The following is a 13,464-nucleotide window of genomic DNA, read 5'->3' as shown; positions in this document are numbered from 1 at the left end:
TAAATCCAGGTTCATATTTACATGCAAAAAATTATCACATATCCTTTGTGAAGAAGGCAGAATTATTAATATTTCCTCTGTAGCGGCTTTACGAGAGGAAGCTTCGACCCTCATTATGGTGCTTTCAAGGCCGGATTGATTGGATTAACCAAATCCTCAGCCCGTGAGCTGGCAAAATACAATATTAGTGTGAATGTGATCGCGCCGGGCCCAATCGCTTCGGAAAAGACATTAAATGACGCTGTGATGGAAGGGATTATCGCGAATACGCCGCTGGGTCGCCTGGGTAAAAAATCCGAGGTTGGGGAGCTTGTGCCCCAACTTGCCAATCCGAAAATTGGTTATCTCACTGGACAAACCATTGTCATGGATGGAGGACGCTATATGCAATAATCATATTCGCTTTTTGTTGTATACTACCAGTTTCTACATGTAAAGCATGCCTACCAAAAGCGGTAACACAGCCCCATCTTCTTCTACGAAATCAACACATGAGATTCATTCCATTATGGTACGTTCATATATTAGTCCATATAAAATGACAAAAATCTCGGGATGTATACACTTAAATGGATACATTTATCCATATTCCACAAGATAATAATTCAACCAAGTATATTCACAAGACGGACACAGTGATTTGAAAGGAATTACACAAAAACTTGATTACTTAAACGATGGCAAACCCCATTCGGGGTGGATTTGGAGGTCAACTGCCTCTGGCTTATGCCCCTAATCCGTCTCCAAGTTACCATAAATATGATGTAACTGATTACTATCAGTATACCCGCTGTGTGGGAGTCTAAATGATTTTCGCACCTTGATGGAAGTAGCGGACCGACAGGGAGTCAAGGTTTCATGGACCTTGTTATCAATCATTCAAGCAGCGAACATGGTTCAAGGGGGCAGTAGCAACCTACAAAACAAATACCACTGTATATGGATGATTTTACAGATTTGAATGAAAAGGGCTCGTAGGGTCAGATGTTTTTTCACGTTTAACCATGTTAAAATAATAGAATAATTGGAGACTTGGCATGGAGAGAAGGCAGGTTGAATCAATGAAACCAAAACTTAACGATGTTGCACAATTAGCTGGAGTTTCACCGACTACAGTTTCTCGCGTACTTAATAATCGTGGCTATATCAGTCAAGAAACGAAGGATCAAGTTCATAAAGCGATGCAGGAACTGAATTATTTACCAAATGATGTGGCTCGGTCATTATTTAGTAAACGAACAAATCTAATTGGATTAATCATTCCAACTACAAGCAACCCATTTTTCGGAGAGCTGACTTTTCATATAGAGAATATTTGTGCGTCATTAGGCTATAAGCTATTGCTTTGTAACAGTTTGAATCAGTTGGATAAAGAAGAATCTTATGTGGATATGCTTATGCGAAATCAAGTTGACGGTATTATCGTTGGTACACACAACCGAGGTATCGTAAATTATGAACAGAAGAATATTGCCGTCATTGCAATCGATCGCTTCCTATCCGATTCAATCCCAGTTGTAGGATCGGATAATTATATGGGTGGAAAGCTGGCGTCAGAACTGCTTATTAAAAAGGGGTGCAAGCATATCTTACACATAAATGGCCCTGTTGAATTAGAGACACCGGCAAGCTTAAGAAGAAAAGCATATGAAGATGTGATGGAGCAGTATGGTCGAAAGGCAATTACCTATGAAGTACATGATCCCTTCCACCAACAGAATCACGATGAACCGATTAAACGCTTGCTCGATGAACATCCTGAAGTAGATGGATTGTTTGCGAGTAATGACTTGGTGGCTGCGTCTTTTATTGCTAAAGCAAGAAGAAGAGGAAAACGTGTTCCTGAAGATATTCGCGTAATTGGATATGACGGAACAGAAACAACCCGCAATCTTCTCCCTGAATTAACGACAATTCAGCAACCAATACAGGAGATCGCGAGATCTTCTATAGAGTTACTTATTAAAGAAATTGAAGGTGGATTCAGTGATGTCCCGCGAGAAACTTATCTACCAGTGAAACTTATTGAAGCTAGTACAGCTTAATACAATTTCCATAGTTTCAGCATTGTGATATAAGGTGGAGCTATCCTTATTAGAGTAATTGAAATCAAAGAGGAAAGCTCTTTTCCTTTTAGAAATATGTCAAGCGGTTGACATATGAAAGCGGTTGACATATAATCGATCTGTAAATACGGAAGTGCTTTCATTTACATTAAATGTTTAACTTAGAGGAGCGTTCGATATGAGAAAGTCAAAGAGCATGTACTGGAAACTAAGTGCCTATTTCTTCTTTTTCTTCTTTACTTGGTCAGCAAGTTATTCATTGTTCTCCATCTGGCTAGGGCAAGAAATCAGTCTGAATGGTGCTGAAACAGGTGTTATCTTTACTGTAAACGCTATCTTTGCGCTATGTATGCAACCGCTTTATGGCTATATATCTGATAAAATCGGATTAAAGAAGCATATTTTATTTCTAATCAGTTCTTTGCTCTTATTTGTTGGTCCTTTCTATATTTATATCTATGGGCCGTTACTTCAATACAATGTATTCCTCGGCGCCATTGTAGGTGGATTATACTTGGGTATTTCTTTTTTGGCAGGGATCGGAGCCATCGAATCTTATGTCGAGAAAGTCAGCCGAAAATATGACTTTGAATACGGAAAATCTCGTATGTGGGGCTCGCTAGGTTGGGCAGCAGCAACATTTTTTGCTGGTCAGCTCTTCAATATCAACCCTAACATTAACTTCTGGATTGCATCCGTATCTGCTGTCATTCTGTTTATCATTATGATGACAATTAAAGTTGAAATGACAGATTCCGAGATGGAGCGAGCAGAATCTATTAACTTTAAGCAAATCGGCTATTTGTTTGCAAATAAGCATTTGTGGTTCTTCATTTTATATGTTCTTGGTGTTACCTGTGTTTACAATGTGTATGACCAGCAGTTCCCGAATTACTTTTCATCGACGTTCTCAACGGTTGCTTTAGGCAATCAAGTTTACGGTTACTTAAATTCCCTACAAGTATTCTTGGAAGCAGGCATGATGTTCTTAGCGCCTTTCATTGTCAACAAAATTGGAGCAAAAAAGGGTCTGATATTGGCAGGGTTCTTGATGGCATTCCGGATCATGGGTTCAGGCTTAGTTATTGGACCTTATGGTATCTCAGCTATGAAATTGATTCACGCATTGGAACTGCCAATCATGTTGATCTCCGTATTTAAGTACTTGGCTGCTAATTTCGATACGCGTCTGTCTTCGATCTTGTATCTGGTGGGATTCCAGTTTACGAGTCAGGTAGGAGCTTCGATCTTCTCGCCAATCGCCGGTATGTCTTATGACATTAGAGGCTTTGCAAATACGTACGTGATTATGGGTGTTTTCGTATTTGCCTTTACAACAATCTCAATCTTTACCTTAAAGAAAGAACCGAAAAAGCTGAATCCCAAGCCTAACAAGCATATTGAAACAGCATAGGAGGAAGACAGATGAACACATATAATAACAATACGAAGCAAGCTGAGGAAGCATTGAAACAGGCAGAAGCGAAAATGAACAAGCGGTACCGATTAGGTTATCATATTATGGCACCAGCAAACTGGATTAACGACCCAAATGGATTAATTCAATTTAAAGGTGAATATCACGCCTTCTATCAGCATCATCCTTATGATGAGAACTGGGGTCCAATGCATTGGGGTCACGTGAAGAGTAAAGACCTTGTACATTGGGAGCATTGTCCGATTGCATTAGTACCTGGAGATGCATGTGATCTTGATGGCTGCTTCTCAGGAAGCGCAGTAGATAATAACGGCGAACTGACATTGATCTATACTGGCCATCACTATATTGATCAACCAAACAATATCTTTTTCCAAAATCAAAATGTGGCAGTAAGCACAGATGGCATTCATTTTACAAAACTAAGGCAGAATCCCGTAATCGCTGAACCTCCGATAGATAGCTCCCAGCATTTCCGTGATCCGAAGGTATGGAAGCATGAGGATACATGGTACATGATCCTAGGTAACAGCACGAAAGAAGATCTGCCGCGTGTTATTCTATATACATCTCCTGATCTTAGAACTTGGACCTATCATGGTGTGCTTCTGCAGGGAGATAAGAATATGGGCTTCATGTGGGAGTGCCCTGATTTCTTTGAACTGAACAGTAAGCATATATTTATGTTCTCCCCACAAGGTATTGATGCGCAGGGAGATAAGTACAATAACTTGTTCCAGACGGGATATTATGTTGGCGATTATAATTATGAAAGTAATGAATATAAGCATGGAGAGTTCATCGAGTTGGATAATGGTCATGACTTCTATGCGGTTCAAACTTTTCTAGATGATCAAGGTCGCCGCATTGCGATTGGTTGGATGGATATGTGGGAATCGGATATGCCGACGAAAGCAGACGGCTGGTGTGGAGCAATGACGATCCCGCGTTTAGTTACGTTGGGTGACAATAATAAAGTACTGATGAATCCAGTAGAGGAAATGAAATTGCTTCGTCAAAGCGAACATGTTTTGTACCAATATCGCGCTATTTCTGGAAGTTACTTGGCGGAAGTTGAAGCGGATCTGCTTGAAGTGAAGGTCGTGTTCGACCTGACGAAGTCAAGTGCAGACCTGGTAGGCTTGAAGCTTCGCGGAACAGGTGAAGAGGTGACGGTTATCACTTATTCTATCCTGGCTCAGAAACTTTTGCTTGATTGTTCTAAATCAGGCAAGAAGACAGATGGAGTACGTCAAACAGCCTTAAGTGCAGAGGGGCAGCTGACGTTGCATATATATCTGGATCGCTCATCCATTGAAATATTTGCGAATGAAGGGCAAGCTACGATGACAAGTCGCATCTATCCGAATGAGAAATTGCTAGGCATAGAAATCATAACGGAGGGTGGAGAGGCTCTAGTAAATGAATTGACCTATTGGAAATTGAAAGATATATGGCAAGCTGAATAACTCAATGAAAAGATTGTAGTTCATATTATGTAAAAGAAAAGTAAGATTTTATATCGCTAAATTACTTAAGATAATCGGATTAAAGACGACACTGCAGAAAATATGTAGTGTCGTTTTTTTAAGGCGATAGAATTAATATTTTTTAAAGGCAAATGAGTGGATATTTAGTCTTGAATGAAGGAGCATAAAATTGTAAAAATCAGAGGTGTCAAATAAAGTTTTTATGATTTTTTAATTATTATATGTATACTAATACATTTATGTCTTAAACTTTTTTAAGCTTTATTGTCAGGAATAGTGGGGTGTCAGTTGGTTTTATGGTGTGCCTGTTTTTTTGTGCCTGTAATATGTCTAATTCGGTGAGCCATCGTGGAAGAAAGCTCCAGCCATATATAACTGAAAATGAGTTCTGAAACAAGGGCGTTCATGGATTAATGAGCGTCCTTGTTTCGTTCCTGGTTGCACTCTAGGCTTGGCTTAAACCAAGCTTGGATTAAGGGAGGATTCCAGATAGGGAAGAAATCGGACCGTCTGCAGGAGGATCGGACGTGTTGCAGCTGCCGCGGCGAGACTAAGAGCTTGGTTACTTTGCCGGAAAGAACAAGAACTTGTAAACATTTGTAGATACATTTAGTTTACAAAATAAAGAAGGACGATTAGATAAAATTAAATAAAAGTTTCCATTTTCGAGTTATTTAATATATTTTTGTGCAAATGTAAAATCAACAAGCTCATTTATCTAAAAATATGTGAAATGAAGTAAAAAAAATTGACAAATGCACGCTATTGGATTATTTTGTTTCATAAGAGATGCATTTTTCAGGTACACTAAGCAGTTATTTGCACGCATTCCAATTTAGTTGCCAAGCTAGTTGAATCATTTCTATTAAGATCCTAAATAACCTAAAAGGAGGGTGAGTAACATTAAAGAAATACATTTATCTGGTGAGATGAGTAGCAGAAAAGGACCAGTGAATATTTTTTATAAAATAAATACAGCCTCAATTACACTATTCGCCTAAGGAAAATTGGATGAATGATCCCAACGGCATGGTTTACCATGAAGGAGAGTACCATCTGTTCTACCAACATACCCCTTATGATACACAGCCAAGGTAACCCTGTTTTGTTCCCAACGAAAATGCTAGACTTTCGTGATCCGAAGGTGTTTTGGTATGACGAATCGTCAATGTGGGTAATGGTTCTTGCCGTAAGAGACCGTGTAGAATTTTACACGTCTTCGAATCTTAAGGAATGATCTTTTGCAAGCGGTTTCAATTCCGATATTCCGGGTATCCATCGAGGATATTTTTGAATGTCCTGAGGCATTTAAAATCCAAGTGGATGAAGATCGCAATATCACTAAGTAGATTCTGATGCTAAGTGTCGGGGATAGAAATGGTGTGAATCCAAACGATTCAGAACCACCGGCAGGCGGTTCTGACATGATGTATTTTATAAGCAACTTTGACGGTAAGGTATTTACACTGGATGAAACGTTGGAACCATTCGATACGATCAAATGGATAGATTACGAATCTGACTTTTACGCGGCCGTGACCTGGGGTGGAATTCCGAACGAGGACGTACGAAAGATTTGGGTCGGCTGGATGAACAATTGGCGTTATGCTTCCACTCTTCCTTCAGAAGAATGGCGTGGTCACATGTCAATCCCCCGAGAGATACAGCTTAGGACGTATTCGGAGGAAATTTGCTTAATCCAAACACCCATAAGTGAATTAAGTCAGCTAAGAGCTGTTCCCGTTGATTCGAAAGGCTGTGCTACAGAACCTGAAAGGCTATGTCAGCTCTAGTGTCATACTGGATCACATTGTTGATTATATTGTGCTGCCAGGACTCGTCCAGTTAAGCTCGAGTTGCTGACCGCTACTTTCAATTCCATTAGAAAAGAGGGTAAGGAATGAAAGATAAATCTAAATTTGCAATATGTCTTCTGATGGCAACGGGGTTAGCTCTGACTTCAATGGGCGTTTTTACATCTAATCCGGCTACGGGTTGGGCTGTGTTCGCTGATCAGGAAGCAAGTAAACAGGCAAAGGAGGAGCTTTCTATTTTTGAAAACGCAACCAAATCAAACACCAATTTGACAGGTTGGCAAGTGAAAGGGAAAGGGTTATTAGAGTATACTTCAGAAGGAATCTTGCTGACTTCGCAGCCTAAAGAAAATGTAACGGCCATCTCCGAGACGGTGTCCGATGATTTTATCTATGAAGCTGATGTCATGATCAGGGATACGAAGGCAGTCGCAACGTTGTTGTTCCGTTCTAATGAGGATGGCTTTAGCTCGTACATACTCCAAATCATTCCGGATACAGGTCTGATTCGGTTAAGAGATGCAAGGAATGGAGATGGGAAATTAAAGGAGGAGCGTAAAGTTTCTGTTGAAGCGGGTCAGATTTATCATCTCAAAGTGAAGGCAGTGGGTTCCTCGCTAAAAGTATATTGGGGCAATCAATATAAACCTTTGATTGATGTTCAGGACATTACGTATCGAAGCGGAAAGCTGGGACTTCATGTATGGGATGGATCCGCCTTGTTTTCGAACATCGTGGTGAGCGATCTGAAGGGTAATTTGGGTACAGTGGTTGCAAGTAAGGGAAAATGGCAGCCTGATATCAGCGGCAAAAGAGGGACGATAGCACATGAGAGCAAGGCACAGCAAATCTATAACAAACAGGCGGCTGATATTGTGTATGAAGGGAATATTACCCTTCTTCATGATTCTGTTGCGGCTCTCGCATTTCGTTCCTCCGCCGATGGAGCTGATGGATATGAAGCTACTCTTACGAAGGAAGGAGATCAGGTCCGTGTAAGTTTGACGAATACGAAAGGAACAGTAATTGCAAGTTCACTGCGTACTTATCCGAGTCAGATGGGAGCCAAACATCATGTGGAGATCAAGGCAAAGGGAAATCAAATTCAGGTCTTCCTGGACGGATACACTACGGCCGCGATTGACGTGAAAGATTCAACCTACACGAATGGAAATACCGGAATCGTCGTCAAACAGGGGACGGCTTATTTCCAGGATACTTATGTGACGGAATCGAGCCAATATTATAACGAAATATATCGTCCTCAGTATCACTACACGCCAATACGTGGTTCAGCAAGTGATCCGAATGGACTTGTCTACTTCGAAGGAGAATATCATCTCTTCCATCAGGATGGAGGCACATGGGCGCATGCTGTCAGTAAAGATTTGCTGAACTGGAAGCGGCTTCCGATTGCACTTCCGTGGAATGATCACGGACATGTCTGGTCTGGATCGGCTGTTGCGGATATGACGAATGCATCCGGTTTATTCGGGGATTCAGGAGGCAAGGGCCTTATTGCATATTATACTTCCTTTAATCCGGATGGCCCGAATGGGAACCAGCGTATAGGTCTGGCATACAGCAAGGACCAAGGTCGCACTTGGGAATATTCGAAGGACCGCCCGTTCGTGATCGAGAACCCAGGTAAGAGCGGAGAAGACCCTGGGGGTTGGGATTTCCGCGATCCGAAAGCGATCTATGATGACGAGAATAACCGATGGGTTATGGTTGTGTCCGGAGGAGATAATATTCGTTTCTATACGTCAATGAATTTACTTGACTGGACATTGACAGATAATTGGGGATACGGGGATTACGTCCGCGGAGGTGTATGGGAATGCCCAGATTTGTTCCAGCTTCCGGTAGACGGAACGTCACAGAAGAAGTGGGTTATGATGATCAGTACGGGAGCGAATCCAAAAACTGGTGGATCAGATGCCGAGTATTTTATCGGTCATTTAACAGCTGATGGTAAATTCGTGAATGATAATCCGGCGGGTAAGGTGCTAAGAACAGATTTTGGTAAAGAATTTTACGCTTCGATGTCTTTTGCTAACATGCCTGATCATCGCAGAGTGATGATGGCGTGGATGACGAATTGGGACTATCCGTTCGCTTTCCCAACGACGAATTGGAAAGGTGAACTAACCATTCCGAGAGAAGTATCATTGGTAACGACCGAAGATGGAATTCGGATGGCACAAAGTCCAATTAAAGAATTGGAATCATTGCGTAAACCGTTGTACTCTGCTTCTAACAAAGGGGTGAGTCCTTCTTCCGGGAACCTGCTAAAAGGCATTATTTCAGGTGCTTACGAAATTGAAGCTGAAATTGAAATCCCTGAAGCCAGCACAGTGACCGAGTTCGGCTTTAACATTCGTGAGGGTGCAAATCAGAAGACGGTTGTGGGTTATACCGCAAGCGAGAGTAAAATGTTTGTGGACCGAACTGCATCTGGAGTAACGGACTTTTCTAGCCTTTTCAATAAAAAACATGAAGCGCCGATGCAAATGGAGAATAATCGGGTCAAGATGCGTATTCTTGTGGATGAGTCTTCCGTTGAAGCCTTTGGGAACGGCGGCAAAATCGTCTTTTCAGATGTTATATTTCCGAATCCAGCCAGTAGAGCGATGAGTTTTTACGTGAAAGGCGGGAATGTGAACGTTGTTTCCTTGAAAGTACATCAACTTCAATCCGTCTGGAATGAGGACATTAATTCAAAAGCTCAGATAAAGATGGATACGAGGGTTCGGGAACTGGGTATAGGGGGGTCGGACACACTGCAGGCAATGGTCGAGTACAGACCAGGTTTTGGCGTTCAACCGCTTAAGTGGGAGTCCAGCAATAAAGAAGTAATAGCCATAGACGTGGTAGACAATTCACAGGCGGTTATTGAGGCGAAAAAAGAAGGGGAGTCCACGATCACCGTATCTACTCCGGATGGTAAAGCATCCGCTAGTGTGCTCGTTAAAGTCACAGGTGGTGAGTTCCGGACAAACCTGAGTGGATGGACCAAAGATCTGTCTGCTGCTTCATGGTTAGTTAGCGAGAATGGGATTCGTGGTAATTATTTCAGCGATGCGAATTATATCGCTAAAGAGAAGGCTGGGAATTTTACGTATGAAGCAGACATGATGCTTGGTGAAACAGGAGGGGCAGGTTCTATTTTGTTCAGGGCTAGCGAGGATGGGCGCAGTGGTTACTATCTGAATCTAGACCCTAACATGAAGGCGATCCGTCTGTTCTATAAAATTAATGGAGGATTTGAAGAACGGCAGGTTCTTGCGAAAGTACCGACTTTCATTCAGCCAGGTCAAACTTATAAGGTGAAAATAGAAGCGAATGGACCGCATATTGTAGTTTATGTGGATAGACAAAAAGTCATAGATGTAATGGATGGTACTTTTGCAGAAGGCCACTTTGGACTTCATGTATTTGGCGGCTACGCATCTTATCAAAACGTCAATGTGAGCAACGAAGAACCTGCAAACATCATCATGTCAGCCTTGTAAATGCCGCAGCACAGAAATCGATTTATACAGTGAACCTTGTCAAAGGGGAGCCCGTTGTCCTGCAGGATGCAAGTGCAGCTTCAATGAGAACTTTTCTTATGTTGCCTGCATCATCATCAAGGCTGAAGTGAAGAGTCATTCTCTGACTTATACGGTTGCCATCCTGGCAAGAGAGACAATCTAATATTCCGCCGTGAAAAGCATGAGGTGGAAGTCATTGTGGATAACAACATGAATCTGACCGTGTATGGGTTCTATCAGAAGCAGGGATATGATGAGGAAAAGTCAGTTGCGGTTGCGACATTTATTGAAGTTTGTTTGTCAAGAGCAGGCATGATGGTGGGCGGACATATCCACAGAGGTATTACTTGCTTTACGGGAGAGATTGCCTTTTTACCATTTGGCATGTCTCATGATGAGCTGTACCGCCAGTTGCATGATCGGACAACTTTTCATTCTTTGTCTGGTCGTGCCGTAACCAGCTTGATTGCAATAATGAACCCGGAGACTATTGCCCTGACGGGGAGCTGGGTAGACTCCGGTGATGTGGATATCATTCGTCAGGAATCCCTGAAGTATATTCCAGAGATGCATATGCCAAAGCTGACGCTGCTCGAACATCTGGATGAGGATTAGCGCAATACCTACATTTCCGTTCGAACAAATGTCAATGAAAAAGAAGAAGAACGCCCAGAACGTTGCGGGTGCTCCGGGCGTTCTGACAAAATAAGCTCAAAATAAATTTGAAATTCTTTGCTCAAATAATGTGCAATTTCGTATTATTATTTTATCGCATTTCCTTGGACAGACTCCATAGAAGTTCAGACTTAACTTAAGGCTACTGTTCCTTGGCATAATTCAACCCTAAATGATGAGCTTGGTTAAGCAGCATCTCATAGTGCTTGGGATTGGAGTCTAAAGTCTCGTATAAAAATTCAACCTTGGAATTTAAAACACCGCAATAATCTGCAATTCCCACATTGAGCAGATGAGTAATCATTTCATCATAGTTGCGCTTTTTCATCTGTTCTTTGGAAACGCCCGCCAAACCAATCCACAAGACATGCTGATGATGAAGCCGGTTCGAACCGTACGCAAACCCATTGTTCCATACACGGTCAATATAACCTTTTAGCATGGCAGGCAAATGCCACCACCAAATTGGAAAAATCAAACGCCAAGGCATCATGCTCCTTCATTCTCCTTGTTTCCATTTCTACTTCAGGGGTAAAGGACTGTTCCGCAGCTGACCAGTCAGGTTCATCTACTCCCTTTAAAACAGGGTCAAAGCCAATCCCATGTAAATCCAATATCTCGTAATCGTGGCCAGCCTCGGCAAGACCTTGTACGAAACGATCGGCAACCTTAAAGGTCAAGGAATTTTTTCTCGGGTGCGAAACAACGCTTAATACTCTCATACTTGTATTCTTCACTACCTTTCTCAACAGCTAACTTGTAGCCATGATCAATGGCTGATGCTATTATAAATAGTACTAAAATAATCTGGAAGTACGTACTTTCAAGTTCTATAGGATGATACAGGTCCCTTAGGAACATGGAAGTGCCCTAGATAGATGCCCTAGAAACTTACCTGAATAATGGACTGAAGTGAATGAATGTTATGTAGGAAAAACACAGCCTTTTAACGGAGGAATAAGAGATGACTGAAAAGAGGGGAAATAGCGTTCAAAAGAAGTATAAAGTTGGAGTGGAGGCGGCATTAGAAGTAATGGGGGGAAATGGAAGCCTTTAATCATCTATCATTTGATGACAGGACAGAAACGGACGTCTGAGCTTCGCCGGTTAATCCCCGGCATTACGCAAAAAGTGCTGACCACTCAACTAAGAGGCCTGGAAAAGAATGAGATTGTTGCACGAAAGGTTTATAAAGAGATCCCACCCAAAGTGCAGTATGAGTTAACTTCCTACGGCTGGGGATTAAAGCCCCCGCTAGACCATTTATGCTATTGGGGAGAGGATCACCTGGAAAAGGTTCATGGACAAATCCAAGGTTTTGGAAGAGTTTTAGGTCTGTACAAAGTAAACAAAGGTGCTCAAAAGTATGATGTTCAGTTATACATGAACTAGCTTGGATTGTTACTAAAATAGAGATGATTAAAATGAATAGCAATATAGTAGGAGTGTGTAAAATGAATCTAAAAGAAAAGTTGATATTGATAAAAGCAAATGACTACCAAGCACCTTCCGATACATTCCAATTGATACAAGAGATGATGAATAACATCGGTTCTTTAGATGCCCAATTACGTGATGAGCTAATTTATACAACCTTATCCAATTGGATTCCTGGTAATGCTCTAACTGTAAACGAACTGGAACAACTCCTACCCGTTGTTTTGGATAAAAACCATTTGCTTTTCAGGCTTGATGAAATAAATACAGACTCTGTCTTCACTAGATCTTTCTCTATGCTAGTTATACCGCTTCTCCTTATGAGGCATAGGGAGTCACCATTTCTCTCAAGTGAGCATATTCATCAGATCAAAGCGAAAGTATTTTGTAATATACATAAGGAGCGAGATTACCGTGGGTATGATGAAGAAAAAGGATGGGCTCATGCCATAGCTCATGCAGCAGATGCTTTGGACGATCTGGCCCAATGTTCCGAACTGGACAAAAAAGACCTCTTAACCATACTCGATTTGGTTTATGAAAAGATGACCATATCAGATCGAGTTTACTCCGATGGGGAAGATGAAAGAATGGTGAAATCCGTAATTAGTGTTTTAAATAGAAAAATACTTAGTCAGACCTATGTAGAGAAATGGATCCAAAGTTTTGGTGACGTGGAGAAAAATCCAGAATTTCTTCATGCCTTTAAGCAAAAAAATAATATAAAGAACTTCTTGAAAAGTTTATACTTTCGAGTTAAATTTCACAAAGTAGATGCCGAACTTTGTCCAACTATCGAGCATACATTATATAAAGTAGAACAAGTATACTATTCCTAGTTAAAGTGGGGAACGCCCCCTCACTTGTTCGTCTCACTTCAAGTGCAGTAAAAACAGTAGCCCCCAGAGGACACTTCATCTCCATATTTTTCACAGTTGATTTGATTGGTGGTTCAGATAAATCTCCATTGTTCAAGACGTGAAGTTATTCTGTCATCGAAGAACTCAT

At 41.4% G+C, this 13,464-nt stretch carries 8 protein-coding genes and 4 pseudogenes; 11 read left to right on the top strand and 1 reads right to left on the bottom strand.

Annotation, left to right across the window (positions count from 1 at the left end):
• Positions 1 to 96: 96 nt before the first annotated feature.
• The 9 genes and pseudogenes from MHB46_RS01595 to MHB46_RS01560 form a co-directional block, all read left to right on the top strand.
• Positions 97 to 393 (top strand): annotated as a pseudogene (locus MHB46_RS01595) (SDR family oxidoreductase); the annotation flags it as partial.
• A gap of 668 nt (positions 394 to 1,061) precedes the next feature.
• Positions 1,062 to 2,045: a LacI family DNA-binding transcriptional regulator gene (locus tag MHB46_RS01590; protein WP_341163675.1), complete on the top strand. Its 984-nt coding sequence runs from the start codon at positions 1,062 to 1,064 to the stop codon at positions 2,043 to 2,045.
• Between the two features lie 199 nt (positions 2,046 to 2,244).
• A complete protein-coding gene (locus MHB46_RS01585; protein ID WP_341161382.1) occupies positions 2,245 to 3,480 on the top strand; it encodes an MFS transporter in 1,236 nt (411 codons plus the stop codon).
• 11 nt (positions 3,481 to 3,491) lie between these two features.
• Positions 3,492 to 4,973, top strand: coding sequence for a glycoside hydrolase family 32 protein (locus tag MHB46_RS01580; protein WP_341161381.1), 1,482 nt, complete (start codon positions 3,492 to 3,494; stop codon positions 4,971 to 4,973).
• Positions 4,974 to 5,966: 993 nt separating this feature from the next.
• A pseudogene (locus tag MHB46_RS26170) lies at positions 5,967 to 6,083 on the top strand (hypothetical protein); the annotation flags it as partial.
• On the top strand, positions 6,034 to 6,231 hold the full coding sequence (locus MHB46_RS01575; RefSeq protein WP_445667604.1) for a hypothetical protein: 198 nt from the start codon (positions 6,034 to 6,036) through the stop codon (positions 6,229 to 6,231). The pseudogene MHB46_RS26170 and the gene MHB46_RS01575, both read left to right, overlap by 50 nt.
• 187 nt (positions 6,232 to 6,418) lie before the next feature.
• Positions 6,419 to 6,787 (top strand): hypothetical protein, encoded by a 369-nt coding sequence (locus tag MHB46_RS01570; protein WP_341161379.1) that lies wholly within the window; start codon positions 6,419 to 6,421, stop codon positions 6,785 to 6,787.
• A gap of 107 nt (positions 6,788 to 6,894) precedes the next feature.
• Positions 6,895 to 10,323 carry a GH32 C-terminal domain-containing protein gene (locus MHB46_RS01565; protein WP_341161378.1) on the top strand — a complete coding sequence of 1,143 codons (3,429 nt, stop codon included), beginning with the start codon at positions 6,895 to 6,897 and terminating at the stop codon, positions 10,321 to 10,323.
• A gap of 219 nt (positions 10,324 to 10,542) precedes the next feature.
• On the top strand, positions 10,543 to 10,959 hold the full coding sequence (locus MHB46_RS01560; RefSeq protein ID WP_341161377.1) for a hypothetical protein: 417 nt from the start codon (positions 10,543 to 10,545) through the stop codon (positions 10,957 to 10,959).
• Positions 10,960 to 11,161: 202 nt separating this feature from the next.
• Here the strand turns inward: MHB46_RS01560 and MHB46_RS01555 are convergent.
• Positions 11,162 to 11,741: pseudogene (locus MHB46_RS01555) on the bottom strand (NAD(P)H oxidoreductase).
• 242 nt (positions 11,742 to 11,983) lie between these two features.
• On the opposite strand from MHB46_RS01555, the pseudogene MHB46_RS01550 reads away from it, so the two are divergent.
• Positions 11,984 to 12,352 (top strand): annotated as a pseudogene (locus MHB46_RS01550) (winged helix-turn-helix transcriptional regulator).
• 121 nt (positions 12,353 to 12,473) lie between these two features.
• A complete protein-coding gene (locus MHB46_RS01545) occupies positions 12,474 to 13,295 on the top strand; it encodes a DUF2785 domain-containing protein (RefSeq protein WP_341161376.1) in 822 nt (273 codons plus the stop codon).
• Positions 13,296 to 13,464 lie beyond the last annotated feature (169 nt).

Origin of the sequence: Paenibacillus sp. FSL H7-0703 (genome assembly GCF_038003485.1) — a bacterium.
In the GTDB taxonomy this organism is placed as follows: Bacteria; Bacillota; Bacilli; order Paenibacillales; family Paenibacillaceae; genus Paenibacillus; species Paenibacillus polymyxa_B.
Note: the sequence above shows the minus strand (reverse complement) of the source record. Positions and strands in the feature narration are given on the sequence as shown.

Excerpts from the sequence above, each read along its gene's own strand:
- MHB46_RS01575 (WP_445667604.1), top strand. The coding sequence starts at position 6,034 with ATGAAGGAGAGTACCATCTGTTCTACCAACATACCCCTTATGATACAC.
- MHB46_RS01570 (WP_341161379.1), top strand. The coding sequence starts at position 6,419 with ATGATGTATTTTATAAGCAACTTTGACGGTAAGGTATTTACACTGGAT.
- MHB46_RS01565 (WP_341161378.1), top strand. The coding sequence starts at position 6,895 with ATGAAAGATAAATCTAAATTTGCAATATGTCTTCTGATGGCAACGGGG.
- MHB46_RS01590 (WP_341163675.1), top strand. The coding sequence starts at position 1,062 with ATGAAACCAAAACTTAACGATGTTGCACAATTAGCTGGAGTTTCACCG.
- MHB46_RS01580 (WP_341161381.1), top strand. The coding sequence starts at position 3,492 with ATGAACACATATAATAACAATACGAAGCAAGCTGAGGAAGCATTGAAA.
- MHB46_RS01545 (WP_341161376.1), top strand. The coding sequence starts at position 12,474 with ATGAATCTAAAAGAAAAGTTGATATTGATAAAAGCAAATGACTACCAA.
- MHB46_RS01585 (WP_341161382.1), top strand. The coding sequence starts at position 2,245 with ATGAGAAAGTCAAAGAGCATGTACTGGAAACTAAGTGCCTATTTCTTC.